The 18,011-nt window shown below is 64.6% G+C and carries 19 protein-coding genes; 9 read left to right on the top strand and 10 right to left on the bottom strand.

Going from position 1 to position 18,011, the window contains the following annotated elements:
* The first annotated feature begins 89 nt into the window (after positions 1-89).
* From CGX12_RS10960 to CGX12_RS10950, 3 genes are read left to right on the top strand one after another with little or no spacing between them, the layout of a single operon-like run.
* A complete protein-coding gene (locus tag CGX12_RS10960) occupies positions 90-1,070 on the top strand; it encodes a hydrolase (RefSeq protein WP_094039922.1) in 981 nt (326 codons plus the stop codon).
* Complete coding sequence (locus tag CGX12_RS10955; RefSeq protein ID WP_094039921.1) at positions 1,067-1,291, top strand: YheU family protein; 225 nt, start codon at positions 1,067-1,069, stop codon at positions 1,289-1,291. The genes CGX12_RS10960 and CGX12_RS10955 overlap by 4 nt, the downstream gene beginning before the upstream one ends.
* A 58-nt stretch (positions 1,292-1,349) precedes the next feature.
* Positions 1,350-2,219, top strand: coding sequence for a phosphoribulokinase (locus CGX12_RS10950; protein WP_094039920.1), 870 nt, complete (start codon positions 1,350-1,352; stop codon positions 2,217-2,219).
* A gap of 206 nt (positions 2,220-2,425) precedes the next feature.
* On the opposite strand, the gene CGX12_RS10945 is transcribed toward CGX12_RS10950, so the two are convergent.
* Complete coding sequence (locus CGX12_RS10945) at positions 2,426-3,424, bottom strand: cytochrome-c peroxidase (protein WP_094039919.1); 999 nt, start codon at positions 3,422-3,424, stop codon at positions 2,426-2,428.
* Between the two features lie 165 nt (positions 3,425-3,589).
* Positions 3,590-3,994, bottom strand: coding sequence for an OsmC family protein (locus CGX12_RS10940; RefSeq protein ID WP_094039918.1), 405 nt, complete (start codon positions 3,992-3,994; stop codon positions 3,590-3,592).
* A 182-nt stretch (positions 3,995-4,176) separates the two neighbouring features.
* On the opposite strand from CGX12_RS10940, the gene crp reads away from it, so the two are divergent.
* Positions 4,177-4,815, top strand: coding sequence for a cAMP-activated global transcriptional regulator CRP (gene crp, locus CGX12_RS10935; protein ID WP_094039917.1), 639 nt, complete (start codon positions 4,177-4,179; stop codon positions 4,813-4,815).
* Between the two features lie 66 nt (positions 4,816-4,881).
* On the opposite strand, the gene CGX12_RS10930 is transcribed toward crp, so the two are convergent.
* From CGX12_RS10930 to hutI, 6 genes are all read right to left on the bottom strand, one after another.
* Positions 4,882-5,985: a phosphoribosylaminoimidazolesuccinocarboxamide synthase gene (locus CGX12_RS10930; RefSeq protein ID WP_094039916.1), complete on the bottom strand. Its 1,104-nt coding sequence runs from the start codon at positions 5,983-5,985 to the stop codon at positions 4,882-4,884.
* Between the two features lie 102 nt (positions 5,986-6,087).
* Complete coding sequence (locus CGX12_RS10925) at positions 6,088-6,756, bottom strand: metal-dependent hydrolase (RefSeq protein WP_094039915.1); 669 nt, start codon at positions 6,754-6,756, stop codon at positions 6,088-6,090.
* A gap of 110 nt (positions 6,757-6,866) precedes the next feature.
* On the bottom strand, positions 6,867-8,399 hold the full coding sequence (hutH, locus tag CGX12_RS10920; RefSeq protein ID WP_094039914.1) for a histidine ammonia-lyase: 1,533 nt from the start codon (positions 8,397-8,399) through the stop codon (positions 6,867-6,869).
* 3 nt (positions 8,400-8,402) lie between these two features.
* Entirely contained in the window at positions 8,403-10,085 is a 1,683-nt protein-coding gene (gene hutU / locus CGX12_RS10915; RefSeq protein ID WP_094039913.1) for a urocanate hydratase, read from the bottom strand.
* A 14-nt stretch (positions 10,086-10,099) separates the two neighbouring features.
* Positions 10,100-11,029, bottom strand: coding sequence for a formimidoylglutamase (gene hutG / locus CGX12_RS10910; RefSeq protein ID WP_094039912.1), 930 nt, complete (start codon positions 11,027-11,029; stop codon positions 10,100-10,102).
* Positions 11,026-12,234: an imidazolonepropionase gene (gene hutI / locus CGX12_RS10905; RefSeq protein WP_094039911.1), complete on the bottom strand. Its 1,209-nt coding sequence runs from the start codon at positions 12,232-12,234 to the stop codon at positions 11,026-11,028. Before hutI ends, hutG begins: the two co-directional genes overlap by 4 nt.
* A gap of 179 nt (positions 12,235-12,413) precedes the next feature.
* On the opposite strand from hutI, the gene CGX12_RS10900 reads away from it, so the two are divergent.
* The gene (locus tag CGX12_RS10900; RefSeq protein ID WP_094039910.1) at positions 12,414-13,724 is read left to right on the top strand and encodes a YjiH family protein; all 1,311 of its coding nucleotides are present in this window, start codon (positions 12,414-12,416) and stop codon (positions 13,722-13,724) included.
* 89 nt (positions 13,725-13,813) lie between these two features.
* A complete protein-coding gene (locus CGX12_RS10895) occupies positions 13,814-14,350 on the top strand; it encodes a YaeQ family protein (protein WP_094039909.1) in 537 nt (178 codons plus the stop codon).
* Between the two features lie 76 nt (positions 14,351-14,426).
* Here CGX12_RS10895 and hutC read toward each other — a convergent pair whose 3' ends face one another.
* Positions 14,427-15,137, bottom strand: coding sequence for a histidine utilization transcriptional repressor HutC (gene hutC / locus CGX12_RS10890; protein ID WP_094039908.1), 711 nt, complete (start codon positions 15,135-15,137; stop codon positions 14,427-14,429).
* 156 nt (positions 15,138-15,293) lie between these two features.
* Here hutC and CGX12_RS10885 point away from each other — a divergent pair, with 156 nt between their 5' ends.
* Positions 15,294-15,776: a MarR family winged helix-turn-helix transcriptional regulator gene (locus CGX12_RS10885; protein WP_094039907.1), complete on the top strand. Its 483-nt coding sequence runs from the start codon at positions 15,294-15,296 to the stop codon at positions 15,774-15,776.
* On the opposite strand, the gene CGX12_RS10880 is transcribed toward CGX12_RS10885, so the two are convergent.
* Positions 15,773-16,354 (bottom strand): YjaG family protein, encoded by a 582-nt coding sequence (locus CGX12_RS10880; protein WP_094039906.1) that lies wholly within the window; start codon positions 16,352-16,354, stop codon positions 15,773-15,775. The two genes, CGX12_RS10885 and CGX12_RS10880, sit on opposite strands and share 4 nt — an antisense overlap.
* A gap of 155 nt (positions 16,355-16,509) precedes the next feature.
* Between CGX12_RS10880 and CGX12_RS10875 the strand changes: the two genes are divergently transcribed.
* A complete protein-coding gene (locus CGX12_RS10875; protein WP_094039905.1) occupies positions 16,510-17,454 on the top strand; it encodes a D-2-hydroxyacid dehydrogenase in 945 nt (314 codons plus the stop codon).
* A 1-nt stretch (position 17,455) separates the two neighbouring features.
* Positions 17,456-18,011: uracil-DNA glycosylase family protein (locus CGX12_RS10870; protein WP_142995610.1), on the top strand; the 556-nt coding region annotated here is incomplete at its 3' end.

Raw genomic sequence — 18,011 nt, 5'->3', positions numbered from 1 at the left:
CAGCGCCCAGTATTTTATCTGTCTGTGGCCCGGCAGCGATGGACGCAGTCCCGGATTAGCCGGCCAACCCGGAGCAATAGCAGGAAATCATGATCCACCCCAGCCGATTCACCTCTCCCTGGTGGGCCGCCAACCCCCATGTGCAGACCATACTGGCCAAATACCTGCATCGCGCCCGGATCCGCACCCGGCGCGAGCGGCTGGAGCTGCCGGACGGGGATTTCGTGGACCTGGCCTGGGCGCTGCCCCGGCAGGACGAGAGCCGCCCGCTGGTGGTGCTGTTCCACGGCCTGGAAGGCAACGCCGACTCCCACTACGCCAGGGGCATGATGGCCGCCCTGCAGCAGCGGGGCTGGCAGGCGGTCTTGATGCACTTTCGCGGCTGCAGCGGCGAACCCAACCGCCACCTGCAGGCCTATCACTCGGGGGCCATCGAGGATCCCCGCTATGTGCTCGAGCTGCTGCGCCGGCGTTACCCCGAGCGTCCCATGGCGGCCATCGGTTACTCCCTCGGCGGCAACATGCTGGTCAACTACCTGGCAGCCCAGCCGCGCAACCCGCTCTGCACCGCCGTGGTGATCTCCGCGCCCCTGCAGTTGTCGGCCTGCGCCGATCGCATCAACGGCGGCTTTTCCCGCTTCTACCAGCGTTACCTGCTGGGGCGGCTGAAGCACAACTGGCGTGAACGACTCAATCGCCATCCCCGCCACCAGTGGCAGGGCAACCTGGCGGCCATCCGCAGCCTGCGCGAGTTCGACGACAGGGTGACCGCCCCGGTGCACGGCTTTACCGATGCCGAGGATTATTACCGCCGCTGCTCCGGGCTGGACCGGCTGGCGTCAATCAGCACCCCCACCCTGCTCATCCATGCCGCCGACGATCCCTTTATGACGGAGGCGGTGATCCCCGACGCCAGCCACCTGCCACCGGCGGTCACCTATGAACTGAGCCGCACCGGCGGCCATGTCGGTTTTATGCAGGGCCCGCCCTGGCGTCCCCGTTACTGGCTGGAGCAGCGGGTGCCCGACTGGCTGGACGGACACTGGCCACCCTATCAGGAGCAAGCATGATTATTCCCTTTACCGAGCTGGGCGAAGACACCCTCACCAACCTCATCGAACATTTCGTGCTGCAGGAAGGCACCGAATACGGCGACCGGGACATCTCGCTCGATGAAAAAGTTGCCCAGGTAAAACAGCAGCTTGAGCGTAGAGAAGCGGTCATCGTCTACAGCGAACTGCACGACAGCGTCAACATAGTGCCGGCGGCCCAGTTCCATCACAAGCCTTGACCTGGGGCCGGGCCCCTGCGTATAAACATTCACAGTTCATTCAATTTCAGGTTTTTTTATGTCCGCCAAGCACCCCATTATTGCGGTTACCGGCTCCTCGGGTGCCGGCACTTCCACCTCCACCGAGGTGTTCCAGTCCATGTTCGCCCAGCTCGGGGTCAAGGCCGCCATACTGGAAGGGGACAGCTTTCACCGCTATACCCGGCCGGAGATGGACGTGGCCATCCGCCGCGCCCGGGAGCAGGGCCGGCACATCAGTTATTTCGGCCCGGAGGCCAACGATTTCGAGCTGCTGGAGCAATTCTTCAAGGAATACGGCGACACCGGCACCGGCCAGTTCCGCCGCTACCTGCACACCTTCGACGAGGCCGTGCCCTTCAACCAGATGCCGGGCACCTTCACCCCCTGGCAGCAATTGCCGGAAGACACCAACCTGCTGTTCTACGAAGGCCTGCACGGCGGCGTGGTGACCGAAGAGCAGAACGTGGCCCAGCATGTGGACCTGCTGGTGGGCATGGTGCCCATCGTCAACCTGGAGTGGATCCAGAAGCTGATCCGCGACACCGCCGAACGCGGCCACTCCCGGGAAGCGGTGACCGACTCCATCGTCCGTTCGATGGAAGACTACATCAACTTCATCACCCCCCAGTTTTCCCGTACCCATATCAACTTCCAGCGGGTGCCGACGGTGGACACCTCCAACCCCTTCAGCGCCAAGATCATCCCCACCCTGGACGAGAGCATGATGGTGATCCGCTTTCGCGGCATCAAGAATGTCGACTTCCCCTACCTGCTGGCGATGATCGACGGCTCCTTCATGTCCCGGCGCAACACCATAGTGGTGCCCGGCGGCAAGATGGGCTTCGCCATGGAGCTTATTCTGCGGCCGCTGATCGAACAACTGCTGGAAACCGGCAAGATCCGCTAAATGCAAACAGGCCCGGCGATGCCGGGCCTCAGACTGCTGACAAACCTTCAGGCTTACCTAAGCAGGCAACACCCATGCCCAAACAGGCGGACAAAGGGAACGGCTCCGCCGACCCTCCGCGCCAGGGAGGGCGCGGCGGAGCCTCCATGGATGGATTTACGGCGTGTCGGCGGAGTTGGCCCTTTGGTCGACTTATGCGGCCGCCCTTAACCGAAGGGTGCCGGCGCCGGGGTGTCGTTGGACGAGGGCGGCAGTATCGGCAGCTCGAAACGCGGCTGCTCGCCGGTGAGCGATTTCAGGAAGGCCACCAGCTGGCCGATTTCCTCATCGGAATAGACCCGCCCCAGTTGCAACCGGCCCATGATGTCCACCGCCTCTTCCAGGGTGGCGGCCTCGCCATCGTGGAAGTAGGGGTAAGTCAGCTCCACGTTGCGCAGCGTCGGCACCTTGAAGGCGAAGCGATCCGCATCCTTGCCGGTCACCGCCGCCCGGCCGATGGCATCGGCGGTAGACTGGTAGGGTTCCACCACGCCCATTTTCTGGAACGAGGTTCCCCCCAGGTTGGGGCCGTTGTGGCAGGCCACGCAGCCGCTCTGCTTGAACAACTGGTAACCGGCCAGGGCCTGGCCGTTAAGGGCGCCATCGTCGCCCTGCAGCCACCGGTCGAAGGGCGAATGGGGCGTGACCAGGGTCTCCTCGAAGGCGGCAATGGCCTCAGTCACCATGTCGATGTCCAGCTCGCTCTTGCCGAATACCGCCTCGAACTCGGCCACATAGCCGGGGATGGACTGCAGCACCCCTATCGCCAGCTCATGGGTAAAGGCCATTTCGCCCGGGTTGGCGATGGGACCGCCGGCCTGCTCTTTCAGATCCGCGGCGCGCCCGTCCCAGAACTGGGCCAGGTTCAGGCTGGAATTGAGCACCGTTGGCGAGTTGATCGGCCCCTGCTGCCAGTTGTGGCCGATAGAGGTCTTGAGGTTGTCGGTACCGCCCATCGACAGGTTGTGGCAGGAATTGCAGGAAATAAAGCCGGACTTGGACAGCCGGGGATCGAAGAACAGTTTTTTGCCCAGCTCGACCTTGGCCGGCTCCGTTACCGCCACCGCCGGAATCGGTTGCACCGGCTCGTTACGAGGCGCAGCGCCCCAGGCTACCTGGCTGGTCAGGGCCAGCCCTACTGCTGCTGTGATTATGGTTGTTCTCATCCTGCTTCCCTCTCCTGCAATACAGCGGTTTACCTAGTTAAACAGCGTTATATGACTCCATTGCTCGCCGCCAACTTACTACTTTATAGGTATTCTGTTTATTGATGTGGATCAGGGGACGGCACGAATCGGCGCAACGGGCCCGTTACAGGCCCGCAACCACAGTCAGGCGGCCCGGATCTCGAAGGAAGAGGAAACTTCCACCGCCTTTTCCAGCATCTTCATCACCGAGCAGTACTTCTTCATGGACAGCTCCACCGCCCGGGCCACCTGCTTCTCGGGCAGCGCCTGGCCGGTCACCACGAAATGCAGCCGGATACGGGTAAAGACCCGGGGCGGATTTTCGGCCCTGTCCGCGTCCAGCTCCACCTCGCAACCGGTCACCTGCTGGCGCCCCTTCTCCAGGATGGACACCACGTCGATGGCGCTGCAGCCACCGGCGCCCAGCAGCACCGCTTCCATCGGGCTGGGGCCCTGGCCCGGATTGGTGCCGTCCAGCACTATCCGGTGCCCGGACTCGGACAAACCTTCGAAACACATGCCTTCCAACCAGCGCACATTGGCTTTCATAACTGCTCCCCCACAAAAAAACCGCATCTTATCCTATCGGCCGGGTGCCGACGAGCCGGATAAAAGCCCCAAGGCTCTTGATGGAGGGTCACAAGCCTTTTATGCTAGCGGACTATCTACGAAGTAAGGCAAGGCAGCCTGCTCGCCAGGCTTTCAGCCCGAGTCAATCAAGAGGAAAATTCATGGCTATCGGCAAGTCCCAAAGTGACCCTACCCTGGAATGGTTTCTGTCACATTGCCATATTCATAAATATCCGGCCAAAAGCTCACTGATCCATGCGGGAGAGAAGGCCGAAACCCTCTACTACATCGTCAAAGGCTCGGTGGCGGTGCTGATCAAGGACGAGGACGGCAAGGAAATGATCCTGTCCTACCTCAACCAGGGCGACTTCATGGGCGAGCTGGGTCTGTTCGAGGAAACCGAGAACCCGGTGCGCACAGCCTGGGTAAGGGCCAAGACCCCCTGCGAAGTGGCCGAAATCTCCTACAAGAAATTCCGCCAGTTGATCCAGGTGAACCCGGAAATTCTGGTGCGGCTCTCGGGCCAGATGGCCAAGCGGCTGCAGAGTACCAGCCAGAAGGTGGGCGACCTGGCCTTCCTCGACGTGACCGGCCGCATCGCCGAAACCCTGCTGAACCTGGCCCGCCAGCCGGACGCCATGACCCACCCGGACGGCATGCAGATCAAGATCACCCGCCAGGAGATCGGCCAGATCGTGGGCTGCTCCCGGGAAACCGTGGGCCGCATCCTGAAGATGCTGGAAGAGCAGAACCTGATCTCCGCCCACGGCAAGACCATAGTGGTGTTCGGCACCCGCTGAGCCGGCGGTTACCGCCAGCCACAAAAAACCCGGGATGTCCCGGGTTTTTTTCGTTCAGGCTGGAGCTCAGTCGATCAGATCGTACTGGTCGCGCAGTATGGCGATGATATCCGCCTTGGGATGGTCGGACAGTTGCAGCTTCTGGCCGGTGATCTTCTCGGCGATGCCCACATAGGTGCGGGACACATCCATCAGCACCTCGGCCGGCAGGGCGTTGTCCCGGGCCAGGGCCTCGCGCTCGGGCATGCGGTCCTTGTTGAGCAGGATATCCGGGTCCGGGAAATGGTTGAGCAGCACCTGGCGGAAGTCCTCCTTGGAGTTCTCCACGATGCGTCCTTCCCGCCAGGCGGGGCCGTCCCAGATGCGCGACGAGTCGGGGGTACCCACCTCGTCCATGTAGATCAGCTTCTCGTTGCCCGCCGCGTCGGTGACATAACCGAACTCGAACTTGGTATCCACGAAGATCTGGTCGAGCTTGGCCAGCTCATCGCTGATCACCTCGAAGCCTTCCTTCAGCAGCCGCTCGTACCGGCCGATATCGTCCTTGCTCCTGAAGTTGAAGGCAGCGAAGTTGTCTTCGATATTCCGACGGGTGATGTTGACGTCGTCCGCCTCCGGCACCCCGGGAATGCCCCTGAGGATGCCCTTGGTGGAGGGCGTCATCAGCAGCTCGGGCAGCTTCTGATCCTTTTGCAGGCCGTCGGGCAGGCGGATGCCGCAGAAGTCCCGCTCGCCCTTGGCATAGCTGCGCCACATGGAGCCGGTGATGTACTGGCGGCAGATGGCTTCTATCTTCACCGGGGTGGCCTTCTGCACTATCCACACGAAGGGATGGGGGATGTCGAGGATATGGCTGTCGGCCAGGCCCCGCTCCTTGAAAAGCCGGAACCAGTGGTTGGAGATGGCATTGAGCGCCGCTCCCTTGCCGGGCACCCCGTTCAGGCCGCCCTCCCCGTGCCAGATGCAGTCGAAGGCGGAGATGCGATCGCTGATCACCATGATGGCCAGGGGCGCGTCGGGCGCCACGTCATAGCCCTTTTCCTCGATCAGGCGGCGGCTGTCCTCTTCGGTCAGCCAGTAGACGGAGCGCACCTTGCCGCTGTGCACCGGCTGGCGGGTACGGATGGGGAGGTCGTTGTTAACGGCCAATACCTTGTCTGCAAGACTCATCGGTGTGTCCTGTGTGGAATGTTGAACCTGTACTGGAAGTCGGCCCCGGTGGTTATTGTGTTTATATTTGGGAGACGGCAGGGCTTGCCAGCGGCGCCTATCTTACCAGAACTGGGAAAGCGGCAATAGCCGCGCCAGCAGGCCGGATGACCCGGGCGCCAGCCACCAGCCGCCCGCCAGCAGGCAAAGCAACAGCAGGTTGGCCAGGGGTGCGCGCCACTCGATAAGCTTCAGGGCAGTACCGAAGGATTTTTTGATGCGCCGCCCCTCCAGATCGATGCTGTACAGCTCATCCAGCAGCAGGTGGATAAAGGCGCCGACAAAGACGAAAACACCGGTCTCCCAGGCAAGCTCGGGGGGCAGGCCGAACAGCCGGTGGCCGATCACCACAGTGGCCAGGGCGAAGACCCCGTTGGCCAGCAGCGAATGCAGACTGCCCCGGTGCACCGTGAAGCGGGCGAAGGCCCAGCACAGGGGATAGCGGACCAGGCCGTAGGCGGCGGCGCCCAGCACCAGGGTATCGGTGAGCGCCAGCCGCTCCCGGCCGTAAAGCAGGGCCAGCAGGGCCGCCAGTACGCCGAACAGCCGAAAGACGATGCGGATGGAGCGGGAACTGTCGGCGTCGATGTCCGGCAGTATGCCGCCCAGGGTGCCGGCCAGCCACAGCAGTACCCCCTCGGCCAGGGTCAGTTGCTGGGCCCACACCAGGGCGCCGGCCAGCAGGCCGCCGGCCACGGTGGCCACCTGGATATGGGTTCTGAAATCCGCCATCGACCGTCCTCCCCGGCTGACAAGGGGCGCGAGTCTAGCACGAAGGTGCTGGATAAAAAAACAGGGCTGCCGAGGCAGCCCTGTCAAATTCCCCGCAAGCGGAGTCGTGCTCAGTGACTGGGCAGCAGGTCCTTCGGAACCAGGCGGCTCAGGCTGCCCGCCTTGAGCAGGGCGTCGGCCTGCTCGATGTCGGGGGCGAAAAAGCGGTCCTTGTCGTAATAGCTCACCTTCTCCCGCAGGGTCTGGCGGGCCAGCTCCAGCGGGGCCGTGGTCTTGAGGCCACCACGGAAATCCAGGCCCTGACAGGCCGCCAGCCATTCGATGGCCAGCACCCCCCGGCTGTTTTCCACCATGTCCCACAGCCGGCGACCACCGTTGGGGGCCATGGAGACGTGGTCTTCCTGGTTGGCGGAGGTGGGCAGCGAGTCCACCGAATGGGGGTGGGCCAGCGCCTTGTTGTCGGACGCCAGGGCCGCGGCGGTGACCTGGGCTATCATAAAGCCGGAGTTGACGCCGCCGTTTTCCACCAGGAAGGGCGGCAGGCCGGACATGTGGGTATCCATCATCAGCGACACCCGCCGCTCACTCAGGGAGCCGATTTCGGCAATCGCCAGGGCGATGTTGTCCGCCGCCATGGCCACCGGCTCGGCGTGGAAGTTGCCGCCAGAGATGACGTCGTTGTCCTCGGCGAACACCAGGGGGTTGTCGGAGACCGCATTGCCCTCGATCAGCAGCACCTCGGCGGCCTGGCGCAGTTGGGTCAGGCAGGCGCCCATCACCTGGGGCTGGCAGCGCAGGGAGTAGGGATCCTGCACCTTGGCACAGTTGACATGGGTCTTGCTGATGTCGCTCTGCTCGCCCAACAGGTGGCGGTAGGCGGCGGCGGCATCGATCTGGCCGGCCTGGCCGCGCACCTCGTGGATGCGGGCATCAAAGGGGCGACGGGAGCTCAGGGTGGCTTCCACCGTCAGGCCCCCCACCACCACGGCGCTGGCGAACAGGTCTTCCGCCTCGAACAGGCCGCGCAGGGCGAAGGCGGTGGACACCTGGGTGCCGTTCAGCAGCGCCAGGCCTTCCTTGGGCGCCAGGCCCATGGGCTTCAGGCCGGCGATTTCCAGCGCCTGGCCGGCGCTGATGATCTCGCCCTGGTAGCGGGCCTGGCCCTCGCCCAGCAGCACGCAGCTCATGTGCGCCAGGGGCGCCAGGTCGCCGGAGGCGCCCACCGAGCCCTTGCCGGGGATGCAGGGGTAAACGCCGTGGTTGACCAGCGCCATCAGCGCCTCCAGCACCTGCAGGCGGATGCCGGAATAGCCGCGGGCCAGGCTGTTGATCTTGAGCACCATGATCAGCCGTACCAGCTCGTCGCTGACCAGCGCACCCAGGCCGGTGGCGTGGGACAGCACCAGGGAGCGCTGCAGGGTTTCCAGATCTTCCGGCTTGATGCGGGTATTGGCCAGCAGGCCGAACCCGGTGTTGATACCGTACACGGTGCGGTCTTCCGCCACCATGCGGTTGACGCAGTCGACCGAGGCCTGGATGGTGCCGTGCACCGCAGGATCCAGCGCCAGCTTCACGGGCTGTTCATAGGCCTGGCGCATCTGCGCCAGGGTCATTTTTCCGGGATGGATAGTCAGAGTGCTCATAAATTAGTCCTTGTTCACCATGGGCAGGTCCAGGCCGTTGTCACGGGCGCAGTTGATGGCGATATCATACCCCGCGTCGGCGTGGCGCATCACGCCGGTGCCCGGGTCGTTACGCAGCACCCGGCCCAGGCGCGCGGCGGCGGCGTCGGTACCGTCGGCCACGATCACCACGCCCGAGTGCTGGCTGAAACCCATGCCGACCCCGCCGCCGTGGTGCAGGGACACCCAGGTGGCGCCACCGGCGGTGTTGAGCAGGGCGTTCAGCAGCGGCCAGTCACTGACGGCATCGGAGCCGTCCATCATCGCCTCGGTTTCCCGGTTGGGGCTGGCGACGGAGCCGGAATCCAGGTGGTCACGGCCGATCACGATGGGCGCCTTGAGCTCGCCGTTCTTGACCATCTCGTTGAAGGCCAGGCCCAGGCGGGCACGGTCTTTCAGGCCGACCCAGCAGATACGGGCGGGCAGGCCCTGGAAGCTGATGCGCTCGCGCGCCATGTCCAGCCAGTTGTGCAGGTGCGGGTTGTCGGGGATCAGCTCCTTCACCTTGGCGTCGGTCTTGTAGATGTCCTCCGGATCGCCGGACAGGGCCACCCAGCGGAAGGGACCTATGCCCTGGCAGAACAGCGGACGGATATAGGCCGGGACGAAGCCGGGGAAGTCGAAGGCATTATTGACGCCCTCTTCCAGCGCCATCTGGCGGATGTTGTTGCCGTAGTCGAAGGTGGGCACCCCCATCTGCTGGAAGTCGAGCATGGCCTGCACGTGCACCGCCATGGACTGCTTGGCCGCCTTGACGGTGGCCTCGGGCTGGGTCTTGCCACGCACCACGTACTCTTCCCAGCTCCAGCCCTGGGGCAGGTAGCCGTGCAGCGGGTCGTGGGCGCTGGTCTGGTCGGTGACCATGTCGGGCTTGACACCGCGCCTGACCAGTTCGGGCAGCACGTCGGCGGCATTGGCGCACAGGCCGATGGAAATCGCCTTGCCCTCGGCGGTGTAACGCTCGATACGGGCCAGGGCGTCATCCAGGCTCTCGGCCTGCTCGTCCAGGTAGCGGGTGCGCAGGCGGAAGTCGATGCTGGACTGCTGGCACTCGATGTTGAGCGAGCAGGCGCCGGCCAGGGTCGCCGCCAGGGGTTGGGCACCGCCCATGCCGCCCAGGCCAGCGGTGAGGATCCAGCGGCCCTTGAGGTTGCCGTCATAGTGCTGGCGACCGGCCTCGACGAAGGTCTCGTAGGTGCCCTGGACGATGCCCTGGGAACCGATGTAGATCCAGGAGCCGGCGGTCATCTGGCCGTACATCATCAGGCCTTTTTTATCCAGCTCGTTGAAGTGCTCCCAGTTGGCCCAGGCCGGCACCAGGTTGGAGTTGGCCAGCAGCACCCGCGGCGCGTCGGCGTGGGTCTTGAACACACCCACCGGCTTGCCGGACTGGATCAGCAGGGTCTCGTCGTCTTCCAGCCGCTTGAGCACGTCTTTGATGCGGTCGAAGCAGGGCCAGTTGCGGGCGGCGCGGCCGATGCCGCCGTACACCACCAGATCCTCGGGCCGCTCGGCCACGTCCGGGTGCAGGTTGTTGTGCAGCATGCGGTAGGCGGCTTCGGTCAGCCAGCTTTTGCAGACTTTATTGACGCCGGTGGGCGCCTTGATAACACGGCCAGGAGCGTGACGATCGTTTTGTTGTGACATGTGGGTTTCCCTCTTTACAGTGTCAAAGTATGAATCAACCGAGCCGCCAGCCTGGCCGTGTGGCCATCCACGTCATACTCGGGGTTGAGCTCGGCCAAATCGGCGAGCCGGAGCTTGCCACTGGCCTTGATCTGTTCAATTACGGGTTCAATCAAATCCAGTCCCACCCCCCGGGCCGCCGGCGCACTCACGCCGGGCGCCTGGGCGGCGGGGAACACATCGATGTCGATGGTCAGGTAGAGGTGGTCGCAACGACCGATAAAGTCCGCCACCTCCTGCTGTAGCCGGGGCAGGGTCGCCGCCGTCATGGTCCTGTCTTCCCATGCCAGCACCCCGAGCTCCTCGGCGCGCCGGAACAGGTTCTGGGTGTTGGCGGCCCGGCTCACTCCCAGGCAGGCATACTGGAAGGGCCAGCCCCGCTGCGCGCTCGCCTCGGCGATCTGGGCAAAGGGGGTGCCGGACGACACCACGAAGCTGGGGTCGCGCAGATCGAAGTGGGCGTCGAAGTTGATGATGCCGATGCGCGGGCGCTGCTCGCGTGGCGCCAGATGCGCGGCCAGGCCAGACCAGGAGCCGAAGGCCACCTCGTGGCCGCCACCCATCACGATGGGGAAATGGCCCAGATCCAGCGCCTCGCTCACCCGGGCGGACAGGGCCTGGTGGGCCCCTTCCAGATCCTCGCCCTGGCAGACCACGTCGCCGGCGTCGAACACGGCCGTACCCTGGTGCCAGGCCAGGCTGCCCAGCATCCTGCGCATGGCCGCCGGGCCCTTGGCGGCGCCGACGCGGCCCTGGTTGCGGCGAACCCCTTCGTCACAGCCAAAGCCGATCAGCACGGCGCCCGGTTCCCGGGCCTGCTCCAGCGGCTGCACCTGCTGGTGCCAGCGATAGGTGTCGGGCTCGGGATCGACCCGGCCGGTCCAGGGGGTCATATCAGTCTTCATGCAGGCTCTCCCGCTACGATGCGTTGAACGAGCCGGGGCAGGCCCAGGCTGTAGGCCAGCTCGGCGTAATTGTCGGTCTCCCACAGGCACAGATCCGCCGCCATCCCCGGGACGATGCGGCCGCACTCGTGCGACAAGCCCAGGGCCCGGGCGCCCTGGGCGGTAACGCCGCGCAGGGCCTCCACCGGGGTCAGGCGGAACAGGGTGCAGGCCATGTTCAGCATCAGCCTCAGGCTGAAGATGGGCGAGGTGCCGGGGTTGGCGTCGGTGGCCAGGGCCATGGGCACCCCGTGGCGACGCAGCAGCGCGATGGGCGGCACTTTTGTTTCGCGCAATATGTAGAAGGCGCCGGGCAACAGGGTGGCGACGGTGCCGGCCTCGGCCAGGGCTTTTACCCCCGCCTCGTCCAGGTATTCCACATGATCCACCGACAGCGCCCCGGCGCGGGCGGCGGCGGCGCTGCCGCCCAGGTTGGACAACTGCTCGGTATGGCCCTTGATGGCCAGGCCATGGGCCTTGGCGGCGGCATAGACCCGCTCGCACTGGGCAACCGAGAAGGCGATGTTCTCGCAAAACACGTCCACCGCGTCCGCCAGCCCTTCGGCGGCGGCGGCCGGGATCATCCGCTGGCACACCAGCTCGATATAGCCGTCGGCGTCATCTTTGTATTCCGGAGGCAGGGCGTGGGCGCCCAGCAGGGTGGTGACCACCCGCACCTTGAGCTTCCGCCCCAGGCGGCGCGCCACCCGCAGCATCTTGAGTTCGTTGTCCACATCCAGGCCGTAGCCGGACTTGATCTCGACCGTGGTCACCCCGTCCGCCATCAGCGCCTCGAGGCGCGGGCGGGCGGCGGCATACAGCTCGTCCTCCGAGGCGGCGCGGGTGGCCCGCACCGTGCTGAGGATGCCGCCGCCGGCGCGGGCGATTTCTTCATAGCTCTTGCCTTCGAGCCGGGCCTCGAACTCCCCGGCCCGGTTGCCGCCGTACACCAGGTGGGTATGGCAGTCCACCAGCCCCGGGGTCAGCAGCCGGCCTTCGGCATCGATAAGCTCGAACCCGGCACGGTCGGCCCCGCTCAGCGCGCTCATGGGCTTCAGCCAGGCGATACGGCCATCCTTAACCGCCACCGCCATGGGCTCGGCGGCGGCGTCGAGGCCGTCGAACAGGGTGGCATTGACCCAGAGGCGGTGGGATGACGATGGCATGGCTGGCTCCTTGAATCGCTATTTGTATATACATTTAAACCTTCTCCCGCCCTTTGGCAAGTGTCACCCGATAAAAAACCCGGATTTATCGATCATGATCACATAAAAAATAGACAACAGATTAACATTAGGCGTATTTTTGTATATACATTAATCGTCACTCACAAGGAGGTCTCCTCATGCACCAGGTTACGGAACAATCCCGGCCCCAGGGCAAGGCCATCGGCCGGCTGCTGGGCCTGAGCGCCATCGGCATCTTTATTTTCTTTATTCCCATCACCCTGCAGGGCAAGACCAGCATACCGCTGGATCATATGGTGGGCTGGCTGCGCGCCGCCCTGGGCGAAAGCGGCGCCGGCTGGTACGCCATGGCGATGATAGTGGCGGGGGCGGTTTATCCGCTGGTCACCGGCCGCTGGAAACAGAGCCCGACCGACGGCGTCTTCCTGGTGCTGAAATGGCTGGGGGTGGTGGCGGGCCTGATGGCGCTCACCGGCCTGGGCCCGGCGGCGCTGCAGGCGCCGGACATGCTGCCCTTCCTGTTCAACAAGCTGGTGATTTCGGTGGGGCTGATCGTGCCCATCGGCTCGGTGTTCCTGGCCTTCCTGGTGGGTTACGGCCTGCTCGAGGCCATCGGCATCCTGGTGCAGAAGCTGATGCAGCCCATCTGGCGTACCCCGGGCCGCTCGGCCATCGATGCGGTGGCCTCCTTCGTCGGCAGCTATTCCATCGGCCTGCTGATCACCAACCGGGTGTACAGCGCGGGTCACTACTCGGCGCGGGAAGCGGCCATCATCGCCACCGGCTTCTCCACCGTTTCCGCCACCTTTATGATCATCGTGGCCAAGACCCTGGGGCTGATGGAGATCTGGAACCAGTACTTCTGGCTGACCCTGCTGATCACCTTTATCGTCACCGCCATCACGGTGCGGCTGCCGCCCCTCTCCCGCATGGACAACAGCGCCGAACACCGGGAGCCGGAAGGCGAGCCCGGCAACCGCCTGGCCACCGCCTGGCAGAACGGGCTGGAAGTGGCCGAGCAGGCGCCCTCCCTCGGCCGCAACGTGATCGACAACTTCAAGGACGGCCTGGTGATGACCATCAGCATACTGCCGTCCATCATGTCGGTGGGGCTGATCGGCCTGCTGGCGGCCAAATACACCCCGGTGTTCGACTGGCTGGGCTACCTGTTCTACCCGGTGACCTGGCTGTGGGGCCTGGATGACGGCATGCTGCTCGCCAAGGCCACCGCTTCGGGGCTGGCGGAAATGTTTCTGCCGGCGCTGCTGATGGCCGAGGCCGACTTCGTGGCCCGCTTCGCCGCCGGCGTGGTGTGCGTGTCGTCGGTGCTGTTCTTCTCGGCCTCGATTCCCTGCATACTGGCGACCCGCATTCCGCTCAAGGTGGGCACCCTGGTGCTGGTGTGGTTTGTCCGCGCCTTCCTCAGCCTGCTGCTGGCCATCCCGGTCGCCATGCTGATCGCGCCCTGAGCCAGGGCCGGCCCGACGCCGGTGCGCGTCGGGCTGGATACCGCCCCGGCTTGCCGTTAAGATGACGTTTTTGTTAACGAGATCTTTTCATGGCCCTGACCGCCACCCTGCACAAGGTGCGGCTGAATATCAGCGATCTGCACCGCCACTACTACCAGGAACACAGCCTGACCGTGGCCCGCCATCCGTCGGAAACCGAAACCCGGCTGATGGTGCGGCTGCTGGCCTTTATGCGCCACGCCGACGAGGATCTGAGCTTTACCAAGGGACTCAGCACCGACGACGAGCCCGAGCTGTGGCAGAAGGCGCCGGACGGCCGCATCCTGCTGTGGGTGGAGCTGGGCGAGCCCAGCGTCAAGCGCATCAAGCAGGCCCTGTCCCGGGCCGAGCGGGTGGTGGTGTACAGCTATGGCGGGCGCTCCGCCCTGGAATGGTGGAGCAAGCATCAGATAGAGCTGGGGCAGTTGCCGCGGCTCGAAATCTACCACCTGGCCGATCCCCAGCCGGCCCGGCTGGCCGCACTCTGCAGCCGCAGCATCGATCTCTTCGCCACCCTGCAGGAGCTGGACATCCAGGTCACCGACGGCAAGAACAGCCTGGATCTGCAATTGACCCAGTGGCGCTGAGAAGCGTGAGGGGTGAGGCGTGAGGGGCACTATGAGCGTCGGTCCGAGCCCGCCACCCTGAGCGCCGCGCTGGCGCTCAGTCCAGCTTGAGGGTGGAACGCAGCTTGTAGCGGTTGCCCGGGTGCCAGAGCCGGGCAAAGCTCACCAGTTGGTGCAGCGACCAGGTGCGTCGGGTCACCAGCAGGCAGGGCTCTTCGGACCCTATCTGCAGCCAGTCGCACACCTGGGCCGGCGCCAGCCGCGCCTCGACGATATGCTCCAGATCCGACAGCGGGCAGTGCTGTACCAGGTAGGCATTGGGGGTCATGCGGCTGAAGTCGCAGCTCAGATAATCGGGCGCCAGCGCCGGGTTGACGAAGCGCTCCTCCACCTGGATAGGCACCTGGTTTTCCAGGTGCACCATCACCGAATGGAACACCCGGGCGTTGAGCCGCATGCCCATCTGCAGGGCCACTTCCTCGTCGGCGCGGATGCTTTCCAGCAGCAGCACCCGGTTGCCGTACTCATGGCCGCGGCTACGCACCTCGTCGGCGATATTGTTGATGTCCGCCAGGGGCGATTCGGCCTTGGGCTCGGTGACGAAGGTGCCGAGCCCGGCCCGGCGCATCAGGTAGCCCTCCTGCACCAGGTCGCGGATTGCCTTGTGGGCCGTCATCCGGCTGACGCCGAAGTGGCCGGCCAGTTCCTGCTCGGGGGGGATCTGCTGGTGCAGCGGGTACTCCCCGGACTGGATACGGGCCAGGATATGCTGTTTGATCTGCTGGTAAAGGGGGGTTGATTGGGTCACTTTGCCTCCTGCGCTGGTTGCAATTGTACATACAATTGCCGGCCAGTCCCAGCCGCCGCCCGCGAAAATGTCCTTCGAGTTCAACGGGACTTTTCCCCCCTGCCGATTTGCGTTATGGTGCGCGCACATCCAGCAAGCCCCATCGGCAGGAAGACCTTGGAAAAACACGAAGAAGTGCTAGTGGCGCTGCGCCAGATCATCCGCGCCATCGATCTCCACTCCCGGCAGCTCAGCAAGGCCTCCGGCCTGACCGGCCCCCAGTTGCTGCTGATGCAGGCGATCAACGAGCACGGCGACATCACCATGCGCAAGCTGGCCCAGGCCACCAACATGAGCCAGGCCACCGCCACCACCATCATCGACCGGCTGGAGCAGAAGCAGCTGGTGCGCCGGGAGCGCAGCCAGACCGACAAACGCAAGGTGCACGCCGTGCTCACCGACGAGGGCAGGGCCAAGCTCAAGACCGCGCCCCGCCCGCTGCAGGAAAGCTTTATCCAGCAGTTCCAGGCGCTGGAGGCCTGGGAGCAGAACCTGCTGCTGTCGTCGGTGCAGCGCATCTCCTCGATGATGAACGCCAACGATCTGGACGTGGCGCCCCTGCTGCAGGTGGGCAGCCTGATCCAGGAAGAAAAGTACTAATCCTGCAGGCTGATGCCGATATTGGATACCCCGCCCTGGGCGGCGAAGTCGCGGACGGCCAGGATGGCCTCGGCCTCCCGGGGTTGGGCCACCCGTTCAAGCAGCTCCACCTGAAACTCCATTTCCGCTTCCATCAGTTCCTGTTCATACAGCTCCTCGTCGCCGAGTTCCCGCTCCGCCAGCAGCTCGGCGAAGCCGGCCACCGTTCCCAGGGAGGCGTTGCTGGCTTCCATCGCTTCTTCGCCGATACGGCAGATCACCGAGTGGTAGGCCGCCCCCAGGGCCACGCAGGCGTCCAGCGCCGGGTAGGCGCCATAGGATTCGAACCTGGCCGGATCCGGGATAAACACCTCGAAGGCTTCCAGTTCGGCGGACAGGTCCACCCGGGAGCCCTTGACGGTGAGGTAGGTCCAGAGCACATCCAGGGTATGGCGAAAACGCTCACCGCTGCCGAAGCCGGAAGTCTCGCTGAACAGACGGTAGTTGGGGTACATCCGCTCGGCCAGGGCCAGGGCGAACACCGTCTGTTGCCAGGGCATCAGCTTGTTGAGTTTCTTATAAAATTTGTCACCGAACACGGGCAGTTCCTTGTGGTTGGGCTCGCCGCACTGCTGCCAATCTGACCGTTTGCGGCCGGGGCTCACACTTTATGCGGGAAACACTGGTATAAGTTTTTGCTTGTGCCATTGTCTCATAAAAAGCTGGTACAAAAAGCACATTGAGGAGAGAAGGTATGGCCAATCATACCCTGTTGCTGCTCAGTCAGGATAACGCCGAATACAACGCCCTGCTGAAAGGAGCCTACCTGCCCGGACTGACCATACTGGCCCCGCGGGAAGAAGCGGACATCCAGGCCGCCCTGGCCCGGGCCGATATCCTGCTGGGCGAGCCGGCGCGCATCCGGCCCCGGCTCAAGGAGGCCCGGGCGCTGAAATGGGTTCAGTCCACCTATGCCGGCGTCGACGTGCTGCTCAGTCCCGGCACCCGCCAGGACTACCTGCTGACCAATATCCGCGGCATCTTCGGCCCCCTGATCAGCGAGTACGTCTTCGGCCACTTGCTGTCCATCACCCGCCACCTGCGCCACTACCGGGAACAGCAGCGTCAGCACAACTGGCAGCCCGCCCCCTACCAAAGCCTGAACGGCAAGACCATGCTGATCCTGGGCACCGGCAGCATCGGCCAGCATATCGCCGCCACCGCCCGCCATTTCGGCATGGAAGTGCTGGGGGTAAGCCGCGCCGGCCGGGAGGCACCGGGCTTCGACCGCACCTACCAGGTGCAGGCCCTGAACAAGGTGCTGCCCAAGGCGGATGTGGTGGTGAGCGTGCTGCCCTCCACCCCGGAAACCCGCGGCCTGTTCGACGCCGGGCGGCTCAAGCAGATCAGGCCGGGCGCCATCTTCTTTAACGTGGGACGGGGCGATGCGGTGGATGAAACCGCCCTGTTGCAGGCCCTGCGCAGCGGCCACATCGGCGCCGCCGTGCTGGACGTGTTCGCCACCGAGCCGCTGCCGGCGGACAGCCCGCTGTGGGACCTGCCCAACGTGGTGATCACTCCCCATAACGCCGGCTACAGCTTCCCGGATCAGATAGTCACCCGCTTCAGTCGCAACTACCTGAAATATATCGAGGGCAAGCCGATGGAAGGGGTGGTCAACTTCGATCTGGGATACTGAGATGAGTCCCGGCTTCACCCGGCTGCTGAACGAGATCCGGGCCTGCCGGCTGTGCGAAGCCCATCTTCCCCTGGGGCCCAGGCCCGTGGTGCAGCTGGGCCCCGGCGCCAGAATACTCGTCATCGGCCAGGCACCGGGCACCCGGGTGCATGAAACCGGCATCCCCTGGAACGATCCCTCCGGCGACACCCTGCGCCGGTGGCTGGAGGTGAGTCGGGAGCAGTTCTACGATCCGGAGCTGTTCGCCATCATGCCCATGGGATTCTGCTACCCGGGTCGGGGCAAGAGCGGCGACCTGCCGCCCCGGCCCGAATGCGCCCCCACCTGGCACCGGCGGATACAGGCCGCCCTGCCCCGCATCGAACTCACCCTGCTGATCGGCCAGTACGCCCAGCGTTACTACCTGGGCAACCGCTATCGTAGCCTCACCGACACGGTGCGCCACTGGCGGGAGTTCGCCCCGGCGCAACTGCACCTGCCCCCGCCTCCTCTAACCAACTCCCCCCCCCCCCTAAACCCCCGCACCACCTGTCGCGCGTTTTCTTCGGGAAAAAAAA

Origin of the sequence: Zobellella denitrificans, assembly GCF_002237365.1 — a bacterium.
In the GTDB taxonomy this organism is placed as follows: Bacteria; Pseudomonadota; Gammaproteobacteria; order Enterobacterales; family Aeromonadaceae; genus Oceanimonas; species Oceanimonas denitrificans.
The sequence above is the reverse complement of the archived record's forward strand: the minus strand, read 5'-3'. Positions and strand labels throughout refer to the sequence as shown.

Bases quoted from the DNA above. Each gene is read 5' to 3' on its own strand.
- CGX12_RS10875 (WP_094039905.1), top strand. From the start codon at position 16,510: ATGGCCAATCATACCCTGTTGCTGCTCAGTCAGGATAACGCCGAATAC.
- CGX12_RS10955 (WP_094039921.1), top strand. From the start codon at position 1,067: ATGATTATTCCCTTTACCGAGCTGGGCGAAGACACCCTCACCAACCTC.
- hutG (WP_094039912.1), bottom strand. From the start codon at position 11,029: ATGAAGACTGATATGACCCCCTGGACCGGCCGGGTCGATCCCGAGCCC.
- CGX12_RS10930 (WP_094039916.1), bottom strand. From the start codon at position 5,985: ATGAGTCTTGCAGACAAGGTATTGGCCGTTAACAACGACCTCCCCATC.
- CGX12_RS10900 (WP_094039910.1), top strand. From the start codon at position 12,414: ATGCACCAGGTTACGGAACAATCCCGGCCCCAGGGCAAGGCCATCGGC.
- crp (WP_094039917.1), top strand. From the start codon at position 4,177: ATGGCTATCGGCAAGTCCCAAAGTGACCCTACCCTGGAATGGTTTCTG.
- CGX12_RS10960 (WP_094039922.1), top strand. From the start codon at position 90: ATGATCCACCCCAGCCGATTCACCTCTCCCTGGTGGGCCGCCAACCCC.
- CGX12_RS10940 (WP_094039918.1), bottom strand. From the start codon at position 3,994: ATGAAAGCCAATGTGCGCTGGTTGGAAGGCATGTGTTTCGAAGGTTTG.
- CGX12_RS10895 (WP_094039909.1), top strand. From the start codon at position 13,814: ATGGCCCTGACCGCCACCCTGCACAAGGTGCGGCTGAATATCAGCGAT.
- CGX12_RS10945 (WP_094039919.1), bottom strand. From the start codon at position 3,424: ATGAGAACAACCATAATCACAGCAGCAGTAGGGCTGGCCCTGACCAGC.
- hutH (WP_094039914.1), bottom strand. From the start codon at position 8,399: ATGAGCACTCTGACTATCCATCCCGGAAAAATGACCCTGGCGCAGATG.
- CGX12_RS10950 (WP_094039920.1), top strand. From the start codon at position 1,350: ATGTCCGCCAAGCACCCCATTATTGCGGTTACCGGCTCCTCGGGTGCC.
- CGX12_RS10925 (WP_094039915.1), bottom strand. From the start codon at position 6,756: ATGGCGGATTTCAGAACCCATATCCAGGTGGCCACCGTGGCCGGCGGC.
- hutI (WP_094039911.1), bottom strand. From the start codon at position 12,234: ATGCCATCGTCATCCCACCGCCTCTGGGTCAATGCCACCCTGTTCGAC.
- hutU (WP_094039913.1), bottom strand. From the start codon at position 10,085: ATGTCACAACAAAACGATCGTCACGCTCCTGGCCGTGTTATCAAGGCG.